Origin of the sequence: uncultured Photobacterium sp. (genome assembly GCF_947502415.1) — a bacterium.
In the GTDB taxonomy this organism is placed as follows: domain Bacteria; phylum Pseudomonadota; class Gammaproteobacteria; order Enterobacterales; family Vibrionaceae; genus Photobacterium.
In genome coordinates this window covers 150,687-172,997 of the sequence record NZ_CANMZV010000004.1, presented here as the reverse complement: position 1 = coordinate 172,997, position 22,311 = coordinate 150,687, and the positions used below count along the sequence as shown (strand labels likewise).

The 22,311-nt window shown below is 46.4% G+C and carries 19 protein-coding genes; 11 read left to right on the top strand and 8 right to left on the bottom strand.

The window, feature by feature from the left end; all coding sequences use genetic code 11:
• Positions 1-12 precede the first annotated feature (12 nt).
• The 3 genes from Q0852_RS06155 to Q0852_RS06145 all read right to left on the bottom strand — a co-directional run bounded on the left by Q0852_RS06155 (position 13) and on the right by Q0852_RS06145 (position 2,707).
• Entirely contained in the window at positions 13-339 is a 327-nt protein-coding gene (locus tag Q0852_RS06155; RefSeq protein ID WP_299015357.1) for an HI1450 family dsDNA-mimic protein, read from the bottom strand.
• A gap of 186 nt (positions 340-525) precedes the next feature.
• Positions 526-1,095 (bottom strand): elongation factor P-like protein YeiP, encoded by a 570-nt coding sequence (gene yeiP / locus Q0852_RS06150; RefSeq protein WP_299015354.1) that lies wholly within the window; start codon positions 1,093-1,095, stop codon positions 526-528.
• Between the two features lie 46 nt (positions 1,096-1,141).
• Positions 1,142-2,707: an EAL domain-containing protein gene (locus tag Q0852_RS06145; protein WP_299015352.1), complete on the bottom strand. Its 1,566-nt coding sequence runs from the start codon at positions 2,705-2,707 to the stop codon at positions 1,142-1,144.
• Between the two features lie 330 nt (positions 2,708-3,037).
• Between Q0852_RS06145 and Q0852_RS06140 the strand changes: the two genes are divergently transcribed.
• Together Q0852_RS06140 and Q0852_RS06135 are read left to right on the top strand one after the other, a co-directional pair.
• A complete protein-coding gene (locus tag Q0852_RS06140; RefSeq protein ID WP_299015349.1) occupies positions 3,038-3,811 on the top strand; it encodes a nucleotidyltransferase domain-containing protein in 774 nt (257 codons plus the stop codon).
• A gap of 60 nt (positions 3,812-3,871) precedes the next feature.
• Positions 3,872-6,268 (top strand): DNA polymerase II, encoded by a 2,397-nt coding sequence (locus Q0852_RS06135; protein ID WP_299015346.1) that lies wholly within the window; start codon positions 3,872-3,874, stop codon positions 6,266-6,268.
• Positions 6,269-6,335: 67 nt separating this feature from the next.
• On the opposite strand, the gene Q0852_RS06130 is transcribed toward Q0852_RS06135, so the two are convergent.
• Positions 6,336-6,647, bottom strand: coding sequence for a hypothetical protein (locus Q0852_RS06130; protein ID WP_299015344.1), 312 nt, complete (start codon positions 6,645-6,647; stop codon positions 6,336-6,338).
• 343 nt (positions 6,648-6,990) lie between these two features.
• On the opposite strand from Q0852_RS06130, the gene Q0852_RS06125 reads away from it, so the two are divergent.
• The gene (locus tag Q0852_RS06125; RefSeq protein WP_299015341.1) at positions 6,991-7,254 is read left to right on the top strand and encodes a DUF1289 domain-containing protein; all 264 of its coding nucleotides are present in this window, start codon (positions 6,991-6,993) and stop codon (positions 7,252-7,254) included.
• 87 nt (positions 7,255-7,341) lie between these two features.
• Here Q0852_RS06125 and rplY read toward each other — a convergent pair whose 3' ends face one another.
• From rplY to Q0852_RS06110, 3 genes are all read right to left on the bottom strand, one after another.
• Positions 7,342-7,620, bottom strand: a complete 279-nt coding sequence (gene rplY / locus Q0852_RS06120) for a 50S ribosomal protein L25 (RefSeq protein ID WP_299015339.1) — start codon at positions 7,618-7,620, stop codon at positions 7,342-7,344.
• 230 nt (positions 7,621-7,850) lie between these two features.
• A complete protein-coding gene (locus tag Q0852_RS06115; RefSeq protein WP_299015336.1) occupies positions 7,851-9,593 on the bottom strand; it encodes a DEAD/DEAH box helicase in 1,743 nt (580 codons plus the stop codon).
• Positions 9,594-9,855: 262 nt separating this feature from the next.
• On the bottom strand, positions 9,856-10,353 hold the full coding sequence (locus tag Q0852_RS06110) for a GNAT family N-acetyltransferase (RefSeq protein WP_299015333.1): 498 nt from the start codon (positions 10,351-10,353) through the stop codon (positions 9,856-9,858).
• Positions 10,354-10,614: 261 nt separating this feature from the next.
• On the opposite strand from Q0852_RS06110, the gene rsuA reads away from it, so the two are divergent.
• From rsuA to Q0852_RS06095, 3 genes are all read left to right on the top strand, one after another.
• Positions 10,615-11,310 carry a 16S rRNA pseudouridine(516) synthase RsuA gene (rsuA, locus tag Q0852_RS06105; RefSeq protein WP_299015331.1) on the top strand — a complete coding sequence of 232 codons (696 nt, stop codon included), beginning with the start codon at positions 10,615-10,617 and terminating at the stop codon, positions 11,308-11,310.
• Between the two features lie 229 nt (positions 11,311-11,539).
• The gene (locus tag Q0852_RS06100) at positions 11,540-12,730 is read left to right on the top strand and encodes a Bcr/CflA family multidrug efflux MFS transporter (protein ID WP_299015328.1); all 1,191 of its coding nucleotides are present in this window, start codon (positions 11,540-11,542) and stop codon (positions 12,728-12,730) included.
• Between the two features lie 8 nt (positions 12,731-12,738).
• Entirely contained in the window at positions 12,739-13,386 is a 648-nt protein-coding gene (locus Q0852_RS06095; protein WP_299015326.1) for a DUF2913 family protein, read from the top strand.
• A gap of 76 nt (positions 13,387-13,462) precedes the next feature.
• Here Q0852_RS06095 and Q0852_RS06090 read toward each other — a convergent pair whose 3' ends face one another.
• Positions 13,463-14,923 (bottom strand): SDR family oxidoreductase, encoded by a 1,461-nt coding sequence (locus Q0852_RS06090; protein WP_299015323.1) that lies wholly within the window; start codon positions 14,921-14,923, stop codon positions 13,463-13,465.
• Positions 14,924-15,093: 170 nt separating this feature from the next.
• On the opposite strand from Q0852_RS06090, the gene Q0852_RS06085 reads away from it, so the two are divergent.
• The 5 genes from Q0852_RS06085 (at position 15,094) to Q0852_RS06065 (ending at position 22,281) form a co-directional block, all read left to right on the top strand.
• Positions 15,094-16,470 carry an MATE family efflux transporter gene (locus tag Q0852_RS06085; protein ID WP_299015321.1) on the top strand — a complete coding sequence of 459 codons (1,377 nt, stop codon included), beginning with the start codon at positions 15,094-15,096 and terminating at the stop codon, positions 16,468-16,470.
• Between the two features lie 256 nt (positions 16,471-16,726).
• A complete protein-coding gene (locus Q0852_RS06080; RefSeq protein ID WP_299015318.1) occupies positions 16,727-17,398 on the top strand; it encodes an ABC transporter ATP-binding protein in 672 nt (223 codons plus the stop codon).
• Positions 17,379-19,838, top strand: coding sequence for an ABC transporter permease (locus Q0852_RS06075; protein WP_299015315.1), 2,460 nt, complete (start codon positions 17,379-17,381; stop codon positions 19,836-19,838). The genes Q0852_RS06080 and Q0852_RS06075 overlap by 20 nt, the downstream gene beginning before the upstream one ends.
• Positions 19,838-20,923, top strand: a complete 1,086-nt coding sequence (locus Q0852_RS06070) for a lipocalin-like domain-containing protein (protein WP_299015313.1) — start codon at positions 19,838-19,840, stop codon at positions 20,921-20,923. Before Q0852_RS06075 ends, Q0852_RS06070 begins: the two co-directional genes overlap by 1 nt.
• A gap of 38 nt (positions 20,924-20,961) precedes the next feature.
• Positions 20,962-22,281: an amidohydrolase gene (locus Q0852_RS06065; RefSeq protein WP_299015311.1), complete on the top strand. Its 1,320-nt coding sequence runs from the start codon at positions 20,962-20,964 to the stop codon at positions 22,279-22,281.
• The last annotated feature ends 30 nt before the right edge of the window (positions 22,282-22,311 follow it).

Genomic DNA, 22,311 nt, shown 5'->3' with positions numbered 1-22,311 from the left:
TCAGGTTATCGCTCAGTCGCGCTTCCAAAGAATGTGGCAGAATTTATTTTCCGGGTCGCGGCTAACCAGCATACGAGCAAATATATCGTCTAGCTCATCATTTTCTTCGTTAACCAGGCCGATCCGTACCTCGGCGAAAACCTCTTTGTCGACATCAAAACCTACATGGTCAGCCCAGTCGTCTTTAGTCTCGACAAGCTCTGCTGCACCACGGTCTTCGAATTGAGCCGTAAAAAGAATCACGTCTGCAGGCTCTAGGCTGTCAGCGGCCATTTCTAGAAAAATATCGTATGCCGCATCAATGACGTCGTCGTAAGAAATCAGGTTTGATGTTTCCATGAACTACATAAATCTCTGGTGTTGAGTGAATCGCCATTATACCTATCGAATTGCAAAATGGTAATTGTCACTAAAATAACAGAGTGGGTGAGTGTGAAGTGTTATGGAGAGAAGAAGAAAAGAGGATAGTAGAGGAGACCGTTAAAAGGGATACAACGAATTGCATCCCTCAGATTAGCTTAACCGTTAGTCAGCACGGCTCATGAAGCGACGTTCCTGAATGTTGATCTTCACTTTTTCACCGGTTGAAATATATTCAGGCACCTGAATGGTCAGGCCGGTCGCGAAGCGAGCCGGTTTGGTGCGTGCAGATGCTGAAGCGCCTTTGATAGACGGATCAGTTTCTTCGATAACCATTTCAACGGAAGCGGGTAGTTCAAGGCCAATGGCTTTTTCATCTACAGCCAGGACAATAAGGCCTTTGATATCTTCAGTGATGAAAAGCAGCTCTTCTTCGATGTCGCTTTTGTTGAAGGTGTACTGTGTATAGTCTTCACTGTCCATGAAGATATACTCGTCGCCATCAATGTAAGAGAAAGTAGCAATGCGGCGTGATAGATCAACAGAATCCAGGATATCATCGCCTTTAAAGCGCTCTTCAACTTTTAGGCCGGTTGCCACGTCAGTAAAGCGCATTTTGTATAGCGTTGATGCACCACGGGCACTTGGGCTCTGAACATCAATATCTTTTACAAGAAGTAACTTGCCGTTGTACTCAACGGCTGCGCCTTTTTTAATCTCACTTGCTTTTGGCATAAATCACGCTCTTATTCGAAATAAAGAAAACGAGAAATTATCATGGTTACTGTTGAATACCAAGGTTTTCATTGAGTTCTGCTGGCTGAGTTTTGCTTGGTAGAAGTCGATTTTCGAGTTCGGCAAAATAGTCGACAAACGGCATAGGTTTAGCGAAGTAGAATCCCTGGCACAATTGAATTCCTAGCTGAGCCACATGTTCTGCTTCTTCGGCTGTTTCGACACCTTCGGCTACAAGCGAGCATTTCAGTTCATGGCCCATTTCTGCAATGTTCCCGAGAATTGAATGCGTTACTGCATCTGTTACGGAAGAAGCAACGAATGTGCGGTCAATTTTTAAAATATCGAAACTCAGTGTTTGCAGGGTAGAGAGTCCGGCATAGCCTGTACCAAAGTCATCGAGCGCCCAACGTACACCAACTTGTCTTAACCTTTCCATGCCGGATAGTAATAGATCTAATTCGGTATTCGAAAACGTCTCGCGTTCAGTAAATTCCAGCACGACATGTTGCTGCAAAGCGGGATATTTTTTTATTAGTCGGATTAACGTTTCAACATAGTGGGTATTGGCAATCATAGATGCAGTGACATTGGCTGAAATATAGCTGTTAGGTGACAACTCATTGATTTCCCTTTTTTCATATGCTGCACGCTCAAGTAACTGCAACGTGATGTCTTTGATTAACCCGGATTGCTCTGCCGCTGGTATAAATTCTGCTGGTGAAATTATGCCTGCTTTAGGGTGATGCCACCTTACAAGTAACTCGGCACCGTGCCATATACCCGTTTTGGCGTCTACGATAGGTTGATAAAATGCAAAAAATTCTTTTTTATCTATGCCTCGTTGAATATCCGTTAAAAGTGAATGCTGCCAGTTTAAATATGAATTAATTAGTAAAATGCTAATCAGATAAAGACTAATAATAAGCGCAGCATATGGTAGTTGATTGAACCATACTTGAATAAATATTTTATTGGTATATCCGCCAATTGCATAAAAAGGATATTTTTCGGAGTGCTGAGAAGCTGAGTATATGTTGTGATTGGTTTGTGTTTTGTCACAACTGGATAAGTGCTCATCATTCTTACTAACAATACAAGCAAAGATGTCGTGATGTTCAGCAAGCTCTTTAATCCAAAAGTCCATATAGCGGGCATTGAATAGCACTTGATACCAGCCGTTATTAGTAGGAACCATAAAAAAGATTCCTTCGACATTTCGAAGCTCGCTGGTAGCGCGATAGATGATGTAATTGTTAGTCTTGTCAACATGGTTTGAGTGTTTAGATTCAACAGAAGAAAACACAGAAAGGTCACGATCACTGCAAATAACGTGATTATTTTCAATGTAAGTGATTTCCTGAATAACGCTAGAATCAAAGATTATTTTTTCAAGCTGCTGTCTACTTTCAACACTACATGGAGAATAGTTTTTGTTTAATTCTAATAGTCGGTTTTCAACTTGTTTTAGTGTTTTTTCCATACTGGTGATTAAATAGGAAATAGAGCTTTCCGTATTTTGATTTGTTGTATGTTTCACCCAGGCAATATCTAAGATAATACCAAGTGTAAGAGAAAAAAATAGCACTGTCACAGTATGAGAATTTTTCATTATGAACAGAAAACAAGCGAATTTAGTTAATTAGGTGCAGAGAATATATTAGTTGGAGCTATATTTATATAAATAATTAAAAAATAATAACTAATTTCACAATAAGTCATTTTATTGGCGAGGATTGGCTTGTAAGTGACGTATTACTGGCTGTATTAGTTAATAATTAATAGATATCATTACAGTGATGGATATAAGGTGTGCATGTAATCAATATTATCAATTATCTTCTGAAGGTTAGCGTTGCAAAGGAAGGATTTGTTAGAATGAATAGTACAGGTAGATCCTGACATTGATAGATTATGGTACAACTAGCTGAAGGAAAAACGTGTGGCGAGAGCACTGCCCGTACTTGATGGCGAAATGCCTTTTCAACAAGAATATTTGCCTGCTTTGCTTGATGCTGTAAAGCTGATCAAAGCCGGATTGGGGAAAGCGCTACACAGTATTTATGTGCACGGTAGCGTTGCCCGTCGGCAGGCCCGGCCAGGTAAGTCAGATTTGAACCTGACAGTTATTGTTCAGCGTCCACTTAATGCTTCTGAACAATCGGTACTGAGTACCGTGCGTTTTCGGGTTGCTTCACGTCATCCTGCCGTGACGGCAGTTGATTTTAAGATTGGGGCAATGGAAGAGGTACTGTCGTTAGAATCGATCTTCACTTGGGGCTTTTGGCTTAAGCATTGCTGTATTTGCCTTTATGGCGATGATTTGTCGACGCGTTTTGGATGTTTTGAGGCCAGTTGGGATATTGCTAAGTCACTAAATGGTGATATCAAAGAAGAACTGCAGATATATCGTAAGAAAATTATGTCAACCAAAGTAATGCAAAATTACTTGGAGTATTGTGAACATATCGCCAGGAAAATGCTGTGGACTTGTTTTTCTTTGGTTATGCACCGGGAGCAAACATTGGCATTGTCCGTTGAGCAGGGTGCGGAAATATTCCTGAAATATTATCCAGACAAAGAATTAGAAATTGAACGTCTGTTTATTTTGGCAGCTGGTAATCAGGTACCGAAAAAAGCGTCATTGTTTATGATCGAGTCGTTTGGAGGCTGGATAGTTTCTGAATTCGAAAAGATTGAACGTAAAATAGGTTAATCTGTTTGAGGAAGCTTATTTGGCGGCCTCAGATATTGTTGTAACTAAGCCGAGGTATCATTGCAGAGTCAATCTAAAGGGCAAACTCAATCGACCGGCTTTGTCCTGACAAGACAAAGCCGGGATGTTCGCGGTCAAACTGAGCTCGTGCTGTGGGTGAAAACCGAACAGGGGCCATGTCGACTGACAATTCAGGATGACAAACCGGTTTGTTTTATCTCCAGTGACGATCAGCTTCAAGCCGAGCGCATATTGCGCACTGCTAATGTTCCCGTTATCTGGCGGCCTCTGCCGCTCAAGAGTTTTCAGCATCAGTCAATGCATGCCTGTTATTGCCAAACGGTTCGTGATAGCTTGCAAGTGGCGACGCTATTGCGTGCTGAGGGTATCGAAACCTATGAATCCGATATCCGGCTGGCGGATCGTTATCTGATGGAGCGTTTTATTCGCGGTGGTATTGCTTTTACCGGTATTAGCCAGTCCAAATCAGGTTATATCGAGTTTACTCAGGTGAAGGCGAAATCCGCTGATTATCTGCCAAAGTTATCGGTGGTATCGCTTGATATTGAGTGTTCTGAAAAGGGCATCTTGTATTCAGTAGGCTTGCATAGCGAGATGGACAGCCGAGTTATCATGGTTGGTGAGCCGAAGGAAGATGAACGGCAGGAAATGTGGATTCAGTGGGTGGAATCGGAGAAAGCGTTATTGCTGGCCCTGGAAACTTGGTTTATCCAGTTTGATCCCGACATTGTTATCGGCTGGAACGTGGTAGATTTTGATTTCCGTTTATTGCTCAAGCGAGCGGAATGTAACAAGCTTAGCTTGCGGCTCGCTCGCGGGAAACAGAGACCTCACTGGCGCCAGTCGTCGCAAAATCCTAATCAGGGATTCATAACAATACCCGGGCGAGTTGTTCTCGATGGTATTGATACTCTGAAGACGGCGACTTATAACTTTCGTTCCTGGTCACTTGAATCAGTGTCGCAAGAGCTGCTCGGAGAAGGAAAGCAGATCCACAATATCCATGACCGTATGGATGAAATCAACCAGATGTTCCGTTACGACAAACTTTCGTTGGCACGATATAACCTGCAAGATTGTAAACTGGTTTCGCGTATTTTTGCGCATACACATTTGCTTGATTTTGCCATTGAGCGTAGCCGTTTGACAGGAGTTGAGCTGGATCGAGTCGGAGGGTCGGTTGCTGCATTTACTAATTTGTATTTACCGCAGCTACATCGTGCGGGATATGTAGCCCCAAACCTAGACAGTGAAAACTGGATAGCCAGCCCCGGTGGCTACGTTATGGATTCAAAACCCGGTTTATATGATTCGGTACTTGTTTTGGATTTTAAATCGCTGTACCCCTCGATTATTCGTTCGTTTCGGATTGATCCTATGGGGCTGGTGGAAGGTTTATTGCTTGAAGAAGGGAGAGGTGATGAGCAGGCGATAGCCGGTTTTCGTGGCGGCCGTTTCCATCGTCAGAAGCATTTCTTACCGAAAATGATCGAGGAGCTATGGGCTGCACGAGATCAGGCCAAGCGCGATGGCGAAAAAGCATTTTCCCAGGCAATTAAAATCATCATGAATTCATTTTATGGTGTGCTGGGATCATCCGGATGCCGTTTTTTTGATCACCGTCTGGCTTCATCAATAACAATGCGCGGCCATGAGATCATGAAAACGACACGAGAGCTGATTGAGACAAAAGGGTACGAGGTGATTTACGGAGATACTGACTCTACTTTTGTATCCCTGAATGCCAGTTTTTCAGCTGAAGATGCAAACCGGATTGGTAATGAATTGGTGGCTTACATAAACCAGTGGTGGTGTGAACATTTAAAAAATGAATATGGTTTGGAGTCCGCACTTGAACTGGAGTATGAAACCCATTATCACAAATTCCTGATGCCTACGATCCGGGGCCAGGAAACTGGCAGTAAGAAACGTTATGCCGGTTTAGTTAAGCGCGGTGATGACGAAGAAATTGTATTTAAAGGGTTGGAGACGGTACGAACAGATTGGACCCAGTTGGCTCAGGAGTTTCAGAAGGCGCTATATTACAAGGTATTTCATGGGCAGGATGTTGAGGAATATGTTCGGGAATATGTAGCGAAGGCCAATGCCGGAATGTTTGATGATAAGTTGGTTTACCGCAAGCGGTTACGGCGTAATTTGTCTGAGTATCAGAAAAATGTTCCACCTCATGTTCGTGCTGCGCGGATGGCTGATGAAGTAAATCAGAAGTTGGGCAGGTCACTTCAGTATCAGAATGGTGGCTGGATAGAATACCTCATTACAGTTAATGGACCTGAGCCGAAAGAAGCACTGCAAAGTTCGGTAGATTACAGCCATTATATTGAAAAGCAGTTAAAACCTGTCGCAGATGGTATTTTGCCATTTATCGGTAAATATTTTGATGAGATCACTGCACCGCAGTTAGGCTTGTTCTAATACCAAACTGATTAATATAAAACGCGCTAAGAAGCGCGTTTTTTTGATCGCTGATGATCTAGGGTGATCAGTCGAAATACTCAACATTAGTCACCGCGGACTTGATCGTATGGATCGGAGCAAACTTAATGGCTCCGCGATTTGGTGTACAAATTTTGTAGACGTCTCCACAGTCGAATATAGCCAATACTATTTCGTCAGTACGAAATACTGTAGGTAAAGGCTTACCGATTTCGCAATAGCACGTTTGGCCTTCATGTTGCCATTCTAATTTATAAACACGTTGAGATTGATCTGGCGCTGAGATGTGTTTGGCTATTGATGAAAAAACTGATTCAGCCTGCTGATTGCTTGATGCCGCTGGGACGAAAAAATCCATGGTTCCCTCCTGTGAAGCGTAGTGATGTAACTTGCGCTAAGAAACATACTACGCAGATAATTATTCAAACTATCATTCCTGATAACCAAAAAAAACGGTATCAAATGCAGCATGGATTCGCAAGTAAACTGAATATTCAAGCGTTATGTTTATGCCAATTAGCATAAGTATATGATCATCCTTGCTGGTTAAAATCGCCTATTACAGCGTCAGAATCTGAGCCATTACTTATCCCGATTGGTATTATTTGGATAAACACGCCCTAAAAGTATTAATAATTTTGCTCGCTGACCAGTATTGGGATTGTTTTGATATTATTATCTAATAGATAGGGAGGAAGTGAATGGAACAGCTTGAGTTTTTTTCGATTCCTAGCCCGTGTATCGGCGTTTGTCAGGTTAATGAGCGTGGTTATTGCAAAGGTTGTATGCGCAGCAGGGAAGAGCGTTTTAATTGGCAGGCGATGACGGCTGATCAGCAGCGTAATACACTTCGTTTATGTCGCCAGCGATATCTGAGGATGAAGCGTAAACAGCAGTATGTTTCGCAATCCTCTGAACAGAAGAAAAAAGAGCTTGGAGCCCAGCAGTCTTTGTTTGATGAGTAGATTGTGACGAATAGATAGTGTTTTTCGGATGATGAAGCGAAAAAAAAGCGCCTTAAAGGCGCTTTTTTGAAGAGTATGAACTCGCAATTAGATGCGTTTGAAGTCCATGTGCTCAACTTTTGGCTTGTACGCGTGACGTTGGATGTCTTGCGGCTTAACCTTAACTTCTTTACCGTCGATCACTAGAGTGATTGCTTCGTAGAACTCAGGCTTGTCCATCTGGTTGATCACGTCATCGTGGTTCAGAGCGATAGATACTGGAGCTTCTTCGCCACCGTAAACGATTGCTGGGAACTGGTTTGCGTGACGTAGACGGCGGCTCGCACCTTTACCTAGGTCAGTACGTACTACTGCTTCAAATTTCATCTTAAATACTCTTTAAGTTAGTTAAATCGGACTAATGAGTAACGCGACCTTACTCAATGTCCTAAATCGAGCGCGGATACTAACACCGTAATGCTGAACCGGCAAGGAAAAATCACTGGATAATGTGCTAATTACTTATATTTCCAGCAATTAAGGTGTTATCGTCTCGTGCTGTATGATATTTGAGCGCTTGGTTTTTTGGTTCTTATACCAGCATGCATGAAAATCGCTTAGCTTTTTTTATACTGGTCAATATCGAACAGCTTGTCCCTGATAGCCCAGAAGCGGCCATTTTTACGGGCAATAACAATCTCCGGTGGTCGTAGCCGGTGTTCGTTATTAGCCACTTTCGTCGGGGCGGTATCGGTAAAAGGGCGATGGCGATCCACCAGGTGAGGGTTAATGAATTTTTTCAGGAAGTTTTCTTTTTGGCTTTTGGTTGAAAGAGACCAGACTTCACTGATTTCAGAACCTTCATCACTGATATAGATGACTTTCAGTTGTGGTTTGCCGAACTTGTTCTTGCCCGGCTCGAGACGAAGGTCGGTACATTTCATGATCATGGCATCTTTCAGTTTCAGCGCATCACGAAGCTTTTTGTCCGGGTCAACCATCACGGCGTCGCACACATGGCAACGACGGGCTGCAATGTCATTATCTGCACCACATTCTTCACAGTATTTCGCTCTGAAGCGGTAGCCGCATTCTTCCCGTTCACCATCTTCATCTTCAAAGTAACCCTGGCAGCGTCGACCATAATGTTCGATTAGGAAACCCGCCGGATCGAGTTTGCCCCAAAAGCTGTTTTTAAACCCGCAGGCAGGGCAGGGAACCATAATCACTTCACTGTCGCTGTCTGGCTTGGGATCGCCAACTTCAGGCTGGTATAAATCGTAGCAGTTCCCGGCATACTCCAGAACCAGGCAATCTTTCTTACCTTCAAACAGGCGAAGGCCTCGGCCGACGATTTGCTGGTACAGGCTAATTGACTCGGTAGGACGAAGGATAGCAATGAGATCCACATGCGGGGCGTCAAAGCCGGTTGTTAGCACTGATACGTTAACCAGGTACTTGATCTCCTGTCGTTTGAACGCTTCGATGATGCTGTCACGCTCGTCCAGCGGAGTATCCCCAACCACCAAGGCCGCGTTTTCCCCGGCGAGGTAGCCCATGATTTCTTGGGCGTGGTTGACGGTTGAGGCAAAAATCATCACACCCCGGCGATCTTTTGCATAGTCGATAACCTGTTCGATGATCATCGGGGTTGCCCGGCCGGATTTTTCGATCACGCTATCTAAGTCTGCTTCGCGGTATTTTCCGGTTGAAGCTGGTTTTAGGCTAGAGAAGTCATAGCCAATTACCGCCATATCCATAATCTTGGGCTCTGTCAGGAAGTTTTCATCCAACAGATAACGGATTGGCAGTTCGAAAATACAGTCACGGAAGAACCTGTCTTGCTCGGTTCGCACCTGTCCACGGGTGTGGTATTTGTAAATCCATCCCATCCCCAGCCTGTAAGGGGTGGCCGTTAAACCAAGGATCTTTATACTTGGATTGATCGTTTGCAGATGGCTGATCACACGGCGGTACGCACTGTTTTCATCATCAGGAACTCGGTGGCACTCATCGATAACCAGCAGCGAAAACTCATTGGCAAATTGATCCAGGCTGTTGACCATCGATTGTACAGAAGCAAATACAACCTGGCGGTCAGTCTCTTTCCGGCCTAATCCGGCAGAAAAGATAGAAGCCTTGAGTCCGTAACTTTCATATTTGCTGTGGTTCTGTTCAACGAGCTCTTTAACATGGGTGAGCACCAGTACCCGCCCTCGGGCAATCCGGGCTAATTCAGCTACGACCAGGCTTTTACCTGCGCCGGTAGGCAAGGCCAACACCGCAGGGGTACTGTTTTTGCGAAAGTAATGAATTGTCGCTTTGACACTATCTTGTTGGTAAGGGCGGAGGGTATACATAGGCTACAAATTTATCGACGTCACACTGTGGGCCGGTCATCAAATACAGGCTTGGAGTGTAACCGAAATCAGAGGCCTATGGCGATAGCCAGTTATTTTTCAGCTATAGGTTTACTTTACGGTATCGGTACATCAGGTGGAATAGGTACATCAGGTCGAGAATAGGTGCAGGTTTTGAAGTGATAAGGCCCACAAGCTGTGGGCCAGACAGAAACTGGATGGACGTTATAACGTCTTTTGCCGATCTTGCGTCGTAGGTTAGCTAGGAAGCGATGTTCAGCGGCATTTCTTCAGGTTTGATAACCTTGGTCATCATGCAGAATTGACGACGGGGAACGAATCCGTGTTTTTCATAAAAACTTCTGGCAGCGGCATTACCTATATTCACTTCCAGCGATAAAGCGTGGAGGCCTGCTTGGGTGACGTGGTATTCGATTTGTGGCATCAGATCGGTACCTATGCCTTGCTGTCGCCATTCTGGCTTGAGGTAGAACTGGTCAATCAAGCCGATTCGTCCACCGTGCTCCAGGCTGAAGCTATAGCTGATAATGATATGACCGGCAATTAGTTTCTCACCGTCTTGTTCAATTTCAATAAGCCAGGCCTGGCCGAGTTCTGGATTACTGATTAGCTGGTGGATTGCTTGGTTAGTTTGTTCGATTTTCTGGGGTAGAACTTCGTATTCAAAAAGCTCCTCAACGAGGTCGAGTAGCATGTCAACGGATGACAAACTTGGCGCAACAAGAGTGATATTCATCATAGTGTGACCTTTGTTGTTAGTAACTTCATCCTACCGGATGATTATATATACGTAGCCAATCTGTAAAATGTCTATAATAAGAGACCGCAAAAAAGCAGAAATGTTCTACGGAAATGAGCTTAGTTTGCCTTTGAATAAAATGCCGCAAAATTAAGCCCAGTTGTTGAATCTGGTTACAAAAAAGTTTTCGGTACAGTAGTTTCTATGTACTCAACACTAAACTTGGTATGATGTGCGTTTTTGTGTCATGCGGAGCCAGTAATGAGGCTTGATAAATTCTTGAGTACCACTTTGGGTATCACCCGAAAAGAAGCCGGTAAGCTATTAAAAAACAAAGAAATCGAAGTGAACGGCGAGATCGTCAAAAATGGTTCGCTGAAAGTGACGGATGATTGTGACGTTGAATTCAACGGTCGCTCCCTGAGCTTTATGGGACCAAGGTACTTGATGCTGAACAAGCCACAGGGCTTTGTCTGTTCCCATGTCGATGATTACAACCCAACGGTCTTTGTCTTGATTGATGAAGTTAGTCCGGAAAAATTACATGTTGCAGGCCGTTTGGATGGCGATACAACGGGGTTGGTTCTGCTTACAGATGACGGACAGTGGTCGCACCGTATTACGTCGCCTCGCCATGTTTGTGAAAAAGTATATTACGTTGAGCTGGCTGATCCGGTTACAGAAGACGTTGTAGAAGCTTTTGCTGAAGGCGTACAGCTGCGTGGTGAAAAATCGTTGACCCGTCCAGCCAAGTTGGAACTTCTTGGAGAGCGTGAAGCCTTGATCACAATCTCTGAAGGCAAGTACCACCAGGTGAAACGAATGTTTGCGGCTGTGGGCAACAAGGTTGTTGGATTGCATCGCGAACAAATTGGTAGTGTTGAGCTAGATGAAGAGCTGGAGCCGGGCGAATACCGTCTTTTGACTGAGGAAGAAATTGCCTCGTTCCTGAAGTAATAAACTTGTTAGCTTGATTTTAAAGGCGGTTTTTATAACCGCCTTTTTTTTGTTGTTGCTGAATGCTCGTCGCGGCATATTCAGGGTGATGTTATTTACGGCTTTGATATATATGGTTAATTAGTCGGCTAAAGTAGAAACAGATAATTTCCCAACAGAAAAGAGTTATCTTGATAAATTCATCGTACAATAAATCCCTTTCCTTCCGAACCACCGAAATAGAGAGCTTATGACCACACAAGACAGTCAGAAACTGAGCTTGCAATTAATTCTTATTCTAGGGGCTATTGCGGCGCTGACCCCGCTAGCAATCGACATGTATCTTCCTGCCATGCCAAGTATTGCACGAGATTTGGCTGTTACTCCAAGCGCTGTACAGACAACACTGACGGCTTATACCGCAGGCTTTGCTATTGGCCAGTTGTTACATGGCCCATTGGCTGACAGTTACGGTCGTAAGCCGATACTGATTATCGGCGTCCTTTTGTTTGCTTTGGCTGCTTGTTTCAGTGCCATGAGTCAGGGTATTGAAGCGCTGACCTGGGTCCGTGCGGCACAAGGCTTTGCAGGAGCAGCTGCGGCAGTGATTATCCAGGCTCTGGTTCGGGATATGTTCGAACGGGAAGAGTTTGCCCGTACCATGTCGTTCATTACCCTGGTTATGACGATTGCCCCATTGGCTGCGCCGATGATCGGGGGATATCTGTCGATTTGGTTTGGTTGGCGATCTGTTTTCTGGGTGCTTGCGTTGTTTGCAGGCCTCATCATTGTTGCGGTGCTTGGCAAGATCCCTGAAACTTTGCCAAAAGAGAAACGCCTACCTTTCCACCTCGGAACGACGTTGAGAAACTATGCCAAGATGCTGACAACACCAGTCGCGGTCGGGCTGATCTTCAGTAGTGGTTTCTCATTTGCCGGTATGTTTACTTTCCTCACTGTGGGCGCGTTTGTCTATATTGACCTTTACCATGTCAGTACTGAAAACTTTGGCTTTCTATTTGGACTGAATATTATCTGCCTGATCCTGATGACCAGTATCAATGGCCGGATGGTTAAGAAAATGGGTTCACACTGGATGTTGCGTTTTGGCCTGCTTGTTCAGTTAATCGCCGGGATTGGGTTGATTTGTGGGCAGTTGTTTCAGCTTGGCTTGTGGGGGGTAGTTATCCCTGTCATGCTCTTTGTCGGAACGATTTCAATCATTGGTAGTAACACGATGGCTTGCTTGCTGGCTAAGTATCCGCATATGGCGGGGACGGCTTCGTCGCTGGCAGGCACAATGCGTTTCGGAACCGGAACCGTAGTTGGTGGTATGGTGGCGATGATGCCTGATGCAACAGTCTGGCCGATGGCGTTGACGATGGCGTCATGTGCGTTACTTTCAGCCGTATTCTATTGGTTTATGTCCCGCGATGCTTAAGGAACCCTATGGCTAATTTTTATCAAGAAGTTTTTAAACTGGTCTCAGACGGGCTTCAGGAACTGACAGAGTCGGTGCAATCCGGTAAGACACCAAAAAACCCAGTAAGTGAAACGCACTTTCTAAACGCCTGGGTTACCAAGGTTATCAAGCAGCAACGCTACCATCATTGCACGGCCAAGACTTTGCTAGCCTGGCAGCAGCAGGCGCGTAGTATGGGTAAACATGCCCAGCTAAAGCAGCAGTTCGAGCATATCCAGCAGACATTTGCCGGCATTCCTCGTGAAGGTGATGAAGCATTGCCAACCACGGCGGCACAGGTTCAGTCGTTATATGAAAAACTGGAACAATCAGGCTGGCTGATAACAACTGAGTATGAGGTAAACCGAAAGGTAACGCACCATACCGATGGTCAGGCATCTTTGGTTGTGTGTGCTAAGCAATATCAAGAAGCAATATCTGAGCAAGGTGAAGTGGTTAAGCCATTGTCGCTATATGTTCGCGGTGATGCACCATTCCTGATTGATATGGCTTATGAGCTGGGCTTATTGATGTATAAAGTGACGGATTACAAGTCAAAAGTGAAGTACCACGGCGAGTACATTGTTTACCCGCATAATGGTGGCCCTCATTTGCCGGAACTACCAAAGTTCTGAATCTACAAGAGGAGCAAGTGATGAATTCACTTGTTCCTCATTATTGTTCCGTCATTCCCATATACATATCTCATATTCAAAGCGTTACCGACTTCCCTTCCTGAGCCTTCGCTTTGCACCTTTTGACTAGTGCATGAGTCATCCCTCTGAAGATAAACAAGTGGGCTGGCATCATGGCAAACCAGTACAGTAACCCGGAGAAACCGGCAGGGTGCCACCATGCGCGAATATCTATTTCTCGATATTCCCCTTTATCATCAATCTTAAATTCAAGCCTACCAAGCCCTGGGGCCTTCATCCCGAACAACAGTGAGAGGAATCGGTTTGGTTCAATATGGATAACTTTCCAAGAATCGATTTTATCACCCAGTTCAAGTTTTTCCGGATCGCGCCGGTAACGGTTTCGCGCATCGCCGCCGATGAGGTGATCCATCCACTCTCGGATACGCCATAGGAAGTTGGCATAGAAGTAACCTTCTTTTCCCCCGACCAGTTGGATTTGCTGCCACAGCTGGTCGCTGGTGGCATCGGTACGTAAGGTATAACCCGCCTGTTTAGGGTAATAGCCATAGCCGGGTTGCCAGCGGGCGAGGGCATCGGGGTCGTAGCCCCAGATTTCATTGCGAACTACTTCGTTCTCATGGCTGAGGCTCTCTTCGATAGCTTCGTCGTAGGTGAGGAGGTACTGCGGGATGAGGGATTGTATGGCGCTGCCATCAGCCGGCAAATCGTAGCGTAGCCCACCAACCAGTGCTCGGGCGATATTGTTGGGAACCGAGGTGATAAATTTGAGCCAATGGGCGGCAAATGAAGGCGTTAAAAACGGGATCGGCAAAATATGTATTTTTTTGCCAATATGTTTTCCAAGTTTGCGCATCTGGCTGGCGTAACTTAGATCTTCTGGCCCGGCGACATCAAGGATTTGGTGGCGGCATGGAGTAAAATGGAGAAGCTCCAACAGGTAGTGCAGTAAATTACGCAATGCGATAGGTGAGTTATGGGATTTGATCCATTTTGGGGCAATGATAATGGGCAGGTGATAAACAAAATCCCGCATAACTTCAAATGCAGCCGAACCAGGCCCAACAATGATCCCGGCACGCAATTCGGTGATTGGAATACCACTTTCCCGAAGGATTTCTCCTGTCGCCTTTCTGGCGGCCAGGTGTCTTGAGTTGCCACTTTGGGCTTGTAAAGCACCTAAGTAGATCACCCGTTGTACCTGGCTTTTTTTCAGGGCCTGACTGAAATTGTTGGCCGCATTTAGTTCGAAATCAATAAAATCATGAGCTTGATTCATGCCGTGAACCAAAAAGAACACTGCATCGACATCTGTGAGAATGCTATCGAGGTTTGTATGTTTGTTTAAGTCCAGCTCAATCAGTTCGATGTTGGGGATTGCTTCCCAGCCCCTTTTCTTCAACAAATCCAGGTTTCGTCCGGTGGCTTTAACCTGGTAACCGCTGTTTGCCAGTTCAGGTACCAGATGGCTGCCGACATAACCGGAGGCTCCTACAACCAGAATTGTTTTTATCATTGATTACATGCTCCCTGCTGTAATGCAGTTTTTAGGATAAATTGAATATGCGATTGATTTTTCCCCTGAAAAAATGTTGTTTATAAAAATGTAGTGGATAAAATTCGACCTGTCTTCTTGTTATACCCATGCAAGTTCACTTGGGTATTCCTGCTGTTTTAAGGATATCAATGTTTAATCTGGTCTTTCACCACTTCAAAGGTGACTTCGTACGTCGCCTGCTGCTGATCGCTTTTCCGATTGCACTTCAGACCATGTTGTTCTCGAGCCGGAGTCTGGTTGATATCCTGATGCTGGGGCAGTTAGGCGAGCTGGACGTTGCGGCTATCGGTATTGCCGGTAGGGCACTGTTTGTGGCAACCATTATGTTGTTCGGGGTGACAACCGGCGGTGCGATGCTTACTGCTCAGTATTGGGGGGCAGGTAATCAGCAGGGAGTAAAGCAAAGTACTGCCTTGACGGTTGTGATGACAACGCTGACGGCGATGATTGCTGGTAGTGTTTTCCTTTTCTTCCCTGAGCAGGTCATCGGCTTGGCGACCCAGTCGCAGGCTGTTATTGAGCTCGGTGCTGATTATCTTAGGATCACTTCGTTCAGTATGTTTGCCGTAGCTTGGGGCAGCAGCATGGCTGTCGGCCTGCGGGCGATGCACCAACCTGGCATTAGTACTTTTTTCAGTGCGATAGGGATCGCGCTGAACATGTTTCTTAACTGGGTGCTGATTTTCGGTCATTTGGGAATGCCTGCTATGGGGATCGCCGGTGCTGCTTTGGCAACCGTGGCGAGCGGCTTGGTCGAAATCAGTTTGCTTTATGGTTATCTGTACTCTCGCCGTCATTTACTGGCATTCGGTTTCAGTGTAATGCTTGAGGCGCTTGAGTGGAGCAAAATCAGACGCTTTTTGTCTCTGTCACTGCCGACAACATTGAATCACCTGGCATGGTCTGCTGGTATTTTTGTCTACCATGCGATTATTGGTCAGGCTGGTGTTCAGGGACTGGCCGCACTTTCAGTGATGACGCCGATAGAGTCTTTCTCATTGGCGTTGATTATTGGTATCTCCAATGCTTCTGCGGTGATGATTGGCAATCAGCTTGGAGCTAACCGGATGGAAGAGGCGTATTACCAGGCCTGGGCTGTGGCATTTTTTAACCTTTTCTGTGGCGTGCTGGTTGCGCTAACTATGCTGTTAATGAAAGACATTGTGCTTGATCTCTTTTCGGCATTGTCGGGCGATACCCGTGAATTGGCTGAGCGTTTCTTCATCGTGTTTGCTATCGCGATTATTGTGAAAAGTATTCCGATGACCATGATTGTCGGTGTTTTGCGAGCAGGGGGAGATATTCGTTTTTGTTTCTATCAGGATATTGCCGCTCAATGGTTAATCGGTATTCCGGTTACGGCTTTTGCAGCCCTTGTCTTAAAATTACCTTTAGAGTGGATCTATGCGATGTTGATGCTGGAAGAACTGGTCAAGTGTGTAGGTTCAACTATCCGGGTTAAAACCCGGGCTTGGATGAATAATTTGGTTGCAGGTACACATTGAGTGAATACTCATTGAAGCTGAATAAATTTAGTTTTCACGCAGTATTGATAGCCATGCAATAAAGACGATAATTGATGATAAGCTTTTTTATAGATCAGTCAGTTGTGAACTCCCTGTAGACGTATTGTTCGATTTATGGACGGTTTGTAACCCTTTGCATTTTATTTCTGGAAGAGTGTTTTAAAATACTTTCTCGAATCCGGGGTTTGCTGTAAATTTCACTCTCGGAAAACACCTTGAATTTTTGGGGATTAGGATGTTACGACTGGTAGAGCTCTGCAAAGGCTATCAGGACGGCGGTGAATACCACTCTGTCCTGCAAGGCGCAGAGCTGGAGCTAAAACAGGGAGAGCAGCTGGCCTTGATGGGTGAGAGCGGCTCAGGGAAAAGTACCTTGTTGAACCTCATTGCAGGCTTGGATACGGTTGATTCCGGTGAAATCTGGCTGGGGGATACGCCGATTCACGCTATTTCTGAGCGTGAGCGAACTGCATTTCGTCGTAATAATATTGGTCTCGTCTTTCAGCAATTCAACTTGCTGCCTACCTTGACTGTTGCTGATAACATTCGTTTCTGCCGACAGCTGAAAGGGCTGGATGAAAAGCCTGAACTTTGGCGGCAAATCATTTCGGCACTTGATCTTATGCCATTGCTTGGGCGCTATCCGGAAGAGATGTCCGGTGGACAGCAGCAGCGTGCGGCGATTGCCCGGGCTTTGTATATGGAGCCGGATATCCTGTTAGCCGATGAACCGACCGGGAGTCTGGATGAGCGTAATGCCGGTGCTGTTATTCGCTTGCTTGTCAGCTTGACCCGCCAACTTGATTGCACCTTGCTGCTTGTTACCCACAGTAAGAAAGTTGCTGAGCATATGAGCGGCTGTATACGACTTCAAGGGGGACAACTCCATGTCAAACCCCGTAGCTAAAGCGCTCTGGGGGCACTATAAGCGCCACCCATTCCAGATTGTGTTGGTATGGTTGGGCCTGACTCTCGGTATCGCGCTATTGGTTGGTGTCATGGGAGTGAACCAGCAGGCGCGAGAAAGCTATCGGCAGGGCGAGCAACTTTTTTCGAACCCATTTCCTTATCGTATCCGCCATAGTCAACCAGCCATAAAAGTTCCGCAGGGATTTTACATCCAGCTTCGCCGTGCGGGCTTCAGTCAATGCGTTCCGATGGATCAGCATCGCATCGTTACCGAAGAAAACCGCGATTTTGAAATTGTTGGTATCGATCCTATCGCGATGTTCTCCAATTTCCGGGATCAAGTTACGACACCACAGCAATCACAGATGATGGAGCTAATCCGTCCGCCATATCCGATCATGCTCGGTGAGCAGCTGGCTGGCTACATGGGGGTGGTGGATGGCCAGTATCTCAAGTTGGAAAACGGCAAAGAGATTGGCCCGCTGAAAGTGGTTAAAGAAGAGCGTATCCGAGGCACGCGGATGATTGCCGATATGTCAGTGGTTCGAAATCTCTATGCGAGCTCTGGCCTGACGTCGATCCTGTGTGGTGAGATGACACCGCAACAGCTAGTCGCATTGGAAGAGCAACTTCCTCCTGCATTGAAGCTGGATCGCCATAAGAGCGCGACGCTGGAACCACTAACAGATGCATTTCACCTTAATCTTTTCGCTATGGGTATGCTGGCGTTCATTGTCGGCCTGTTTATTTTCTATCAGGCGATGTCCCTTTCTTTTTCTCAGCGTCAGCCTTTAGTCGGTTTGTTGCGTCAGGCGGGCGTGTCAGCAGCGCAGCTTGCAAGGGCTCTTTTTGTAGAACTGCTGGTGTGGATAGTATTGGGTATGGTTGGCGGCAACCTGCTCGGTTTGATGTTAGCACAACAGCTTTTGCCATCGGTGGCCGAGACGTTGAGTGACCTCTATGGGGCGAATGTCAGTTTATCTGTCAGCTGGCACTGGCAATGGGGACTGGCATCTCTGGCAATTGCCATTGGCGGTAGCCTGCTGGCTTGTGGCTGGCCATTGATACGTCTGATCAAAACACAACCGGCCCGTTTGTCTACCCATATGTCCTTGGTCCGTTTCAGTGGCCGTGAGTTTGCGTGGCAAGCCTTATTTTCATGCATGTTTATTGGTGCCGCGATTGCGGTCTATCAGCTTCCCCATGGGCAAACGGCCGGTTTCGTATTGATTGCTCTGATTTTGATTGCCAGTGCGTTGGGTATGCCATTCCTGTTATGGCAGCTTTTCCAGTGGCTGGGGCTTGTTGTGCGTTCGGCCCGTTTGCGTTGGTTCTTTACCGATGCTGCAGCCAGCCTGAGTTATCGAGGGGTAGCGGCAATGGCATTTATGCTGGCGCTGGCCTCTAATATCGGAATGGAAACCATGGTCGGGAGCTTCCGTAACACTACCGAAACTTGGTTAGATCAGCGTTTAGCAGCAGATATTTATGTTCGGCCGTCACTGAATGTTGCGCCACGAATTGCGTACTGGCTGGAAGGTCAGAATGAAGTAAAACAGGTGTGGTGGCAGCTACGTAAAGAATTGCCGACAGATTCCGGTACTTTACAAGTGGTAAGTATTGGCGTGAGCAAGGAGGAGCAACAGGCTCTTTCAATCAAAGTGGCTATGCCTGAGTACTGGCAGAACCTTCATCATCAGCGAGCTGTCTTGGTGAGTGAATCACTGGCGCTTAAGCGTGGGTGGCATCCGGGAGATAAGATTGAGTTGCCGGCACCGATGCACGGTAACTGGCTCATTGCCGGGGTGTATTACGATTATGGTAACCCGTACGGGCAGATCATGCTGTCTCAAAAACGCTGGCAGAAGTTCTGGTTATATAAGGGGCAAGTCGGCCTCGCCATTCATCTTCAGCCAGGCGCTGACAGTCAGGTATTGATGAATAAGCTTGGTGAGCGTTTCCGTTTGCCGCCTGAACGCGTGCGCAATAATGTTGAGTTAATGGAGCAGGCAATGCGGGTATTTGACCGTACCTTTGTTGTGACTTCAACTCTTGGTCGATTGACGTTATTTATTGCGGTTTGCGGTTTGTTTTTTGCTACTGTCGCGGGTGAAGTCTCTCGTCAGAGACAGTTTGCGCTGCTTCGTTGTATGGGAATGACCGGACGAGAGCTGGCTGCATTAGGCGGTGGCCAGTTGTTGCTGATCGGCTTGATGACAGCTGTAATTGCATTACCTATGGGACTTGTATTGGCGCAGCTGTTGATTGATGTGGTACTGAAATACTCGTTCGGCTGGACGATGCCGGTTCAGTATTTCCCGTTCGAATACCTCACTTCGCTGGGATCTGCATTATTAGTGTTACTGGTTGCCGGTGCGTGGCCTGTTTGGCGTTTGGTAAAACGCTCAGCCATTATGTCGCTACGGGAGGCTTTCTGATGAAAGTAGCAAAGGGGCGCTTTGCTCTGTTGGTATTGTGCCTGAGTTCTTGGTTGTTGGCGGGGTGCGAGCAAGCAGAACCGGATGCTAATACAGCAGAGATTCTTCGCCAGGATGAAAGCGGCCAGTTTGCCGCTGTCGTGCCTGATAAGAAGTGGCAATTTCCTAAGGATCATTTGAGCCACCCGGAATTTCGGACTGAGTGGTGGTATCTGACGGCAAACCTTGAATCAGAGGAAGGGGAAACCTTCGGCGTACAGTGGACGTTGTTTCGTTTTGCCAACAGTACCGGACAGGGAACTGGCTGGAATAGTCCACAAACATATATGGCCCATATCGTTGTTACGAGCAAAGAAAAGAACTGGCAGGCTGAGCGTTTTGCCCGTGGCGGGATTGGTCAGGCCGGTGTCGCATCTAACCCTTACCGCGCATGGTTAGATAACTGGTCATGGAGCTCATTTGGTGATTCACCTTTTCCCGGTCGCTTGCAATTTGCTGACGGGGATATGACAGCAGATCTTAAAATTCGCAATCAAGGTGAACTGGTTTTCCAGGGTGACAACGGTTTTAGCCAGAAACACCCGACACAAGACATTGCTTCTTACTATTTCAGTGCACCGTTTCTTAAAATTGACGGCTTTTTGCAGCTTGATGGTAAGACTTTCCGAGTTAAAGGCGATGGCTGGTATGATCGGGAATGGAGTAGCGAAGGATTATCTGACAAGCAACAGGGATGGGATTGGTTTTCTGTACATTTAGACGACGGAAGAGCCCTGATGGTATACCAGATCAGGGAAAAAGATGCCAAACCGTATTATTTTGGCTCGCTGAGTTGGTCTGATGGTAAAACAATACAATTACAGCCAGAGGATATCCGGCTGACGCCAGTGTCATATACAACCATAGAGGGGAAAGATACCCCGCTAAGCTGGCGCGTCGATATACCTTCGCATCAGATACAACTAGACGTGGATGCTGTCCGCAAGGAGCAGTGGTTGCCGTTTGTATTTTCCTATTGGGAAGGCCCGATTAAGGTTAGTGGCAGTCACTCGGGACAAGGATTTATGGAATTAACCGGTTACTAGATGCCGAAATTGCCATAAAACGAATAGGGCACAGAAAATTGGTAAATAATTTAACTATTGATGAACAGGCACTGGCACAGCGATTAATGAGTTATCGCCGTGAGTTTCATCGTTATCCTGAATCGGCTTGGTGTGAGTTTTTTACCACCAGCCGCATCGCGGCACATCTGAAATCTTTGGGATTTGAGCTGTGTTTCTCTGATGCCATTATTGCACGAGATACCATTATGGGACGCGACGATGCCAACGTCGCCAAAGCCCAGGAACGAGCGATGAGCTGGGGGGCGGATTTTGAGTTCCTCGCTCAGATGGATGGCATTACCGGAGTTGGTGCTATTTTGGATACGGGGAGACCGGGCCCTGTGATAGCGCTACGGTTTGATATTGATGCAGTTGACGTCATGGAAAGCCAGGATGATTCCCATCGTCCGCGCTTCCTGGGATTTGCATCTCTGGCCCCAGGGGTTGCCCACGCTTGCGGACATGATGCTCACGCGGCTATCGGCCTTGGTATTGCCGAAATCCTCGCAGAGCATAAAGAGTCATTGTGTGGCACGATCAAATTTATTTTCCAGCCCGCAGAAGAAGGGTGTCGTGCCGGTAAAGCGATTGCCCAAAGTGGCTGGCTGGATGATGTTGATTATCTATTTGCTGCCCACATCGGTATGAATGTGCCAAGCGGTACTTTAGTTTGCGACCCGCAACATTTCCTTTGTAGCTCCAAGTTTGACCTTCACTTTTCGGGCAAACCAGCCCATGCGGGAATTGAGCCTAATGCCGGTCGAAATGCCCTTGCCGCAGCATGTACCGCAGTATCACAAATGCTGGCAATTCCGCGCCACCGTGATGGCATGACACGAGTTAATGTCGGTCAGATGCACGCAGGTGATGGCCGTAATGTCGTCCCAGCCAATGCAGTGTTGATGGGGGAGACCCGCGGCGAGAATCGCGAGCTTAACGATTATATGTATCAGCAGGTAGAGCAAATTGCTCAGGCTTCAGCTGTTATGCACGGCGTTAAGATTGAAATCAAAGCTCAGGGTGAGGCGATTGGCCTGGACAATGATCCCGAGCTGGTTGAGCTGTTAGAACGTGTCGGGCCACATAGTGGCTTTACTAAGGTTGTTCGCGAGAAAGATTTTGGTGCCAGTGAAGATGCCGGTTATCTTGTCGACAGGGTGCAGGCGAAAGGTGGCAAAGCAATTTACTGCCTGATTGGTTCAGATCTGACAGCCGGTCACCATAACGGTGATTTTGATATCGATGAGAGCCGAATGCTGCCGGCTGTAAAGCTATTCATCAACGCTATCACCCAACTTCACTCGACGATTTCACAGGAAGACATCGTTAACAGATAGCGGTTCTTAATCACCGTTAATTAATCGCTA

Excerpts from the sequence above, each read along its gene's own strand:
- Q0852_RS06155 (WP_299015357.1), bottom strand. The coding sequence starts at position 339 with ATGGAAACATCAAACCTGATTTCTTACGACGACGTCATTGATGCGGCA.
- yeiP (WP_299015354.1), bottom strand. The coding sequence starts at position 1,095 with ATGCCAAAAGCAAGTGAGATTAAAAAAGGCGCAGCCGTTGAGTACAAC.
- Q0852_RS06145 (WP_299015352.1), bottom strand. The coding sequence starts at position 2,707 with ATGAAAAATTCTCATACTGTGACAGTGCTATTTTTTTCTCTTACACTT.
- Q0852_RS06130 (WP_299015344.1), bottom strand. The coding sequence starts at position 6,647 with ATGGATTTTTTCGTCCCAGCGGCATCAAGCAATCAGCAGGCTGAATCA.
- Q0852_RS06125 (WP_299015341.1), top strand. The coding sequence starts at position 6,991 with ATGGAACAGCTTGAGTTTTTTTCGATTCCTAGCCCGTGTATCGGCGTT.
- rplY (WP_299015339.1), bottom strand. The coding sequence starts at position 7,620 with ATGAAATTTGAAGCAGTAGTACGTACTGACCTAGGTAAAGGTGCGAGC.
- Q0852_RS06115 (WP_299015336.1), bottom strand. The coding sequence starts at position 9,593 with ATGTATACCCTCCGCCCTTACCAACAAGATAGTGTCAAAGCGACAATT.
- Q0852_RS06110 (WP_299015333.1), bottom strand. The coding sequence starts at position 10,353 with ATGATGAATATCACTCTTGTTGCGCCAAGTTTGTCATCCGTTGACATG.
- rsuA (WP_299015331.1), top strand. The coding sequence starts at position 10,615 with ATGAGGCTTGATAAATTCTTGAGTACCACTTTGGGTATCACCCGAAAA.
- Q0852_RS06100 (WP_299015328.1), top strand. The coding sequence starts at position 11,540 with ATGACCACACAAGACAGTCAGAAACTGAGCTTGCAATTAATTCTTATT.
- Q0852_RS06095 (WP_299015326.1), top strand. The coding sequence starts at position 12,739 with ATGGCTAATTTTTATCAAGAAGTTTTTAAACTGGTCTCAGACGGGCTT.
- Q0852_RS06090 (WP_299015323.1), bottom strand. The coding sequence starts at position 14,923 with ATGATAAAAACAATTCTGGTTGTAGGAGCCTCCGGTTATGTCGGCAGC.
- Q0852_RS06085 (WP_299015321.1), top strand. The coding sequence starts at position 15,094 with ATGTTTAATCTGGTCTTTCACCACTTCAAAGGTGACTTCGTACGTCGC.
- Q0852_RS06080 (WP_299015318.1), top strand. The coding sequence starts at position 16,727 with ATGTTACGACTGGTAGAGCTCTGCAAAGGCTATCAGGACGGCGGTGAA.
- Q0852_RS06075 (WP_299015315.1), top strand. The coding sequence starts at position 17,379 with ATGTCAAACCCCGTAGCTAAAGCGCTCTGGGGGCACTATAAGCGCCAC.
- Q0852_RS06070 (WP_299015313.1), top strand. The coding sequence starts at position 19,838 with ATGAAAGTAGCAAAGGGGCGCTTTGCTCTGTTGGTATTGTGCCTGAGT.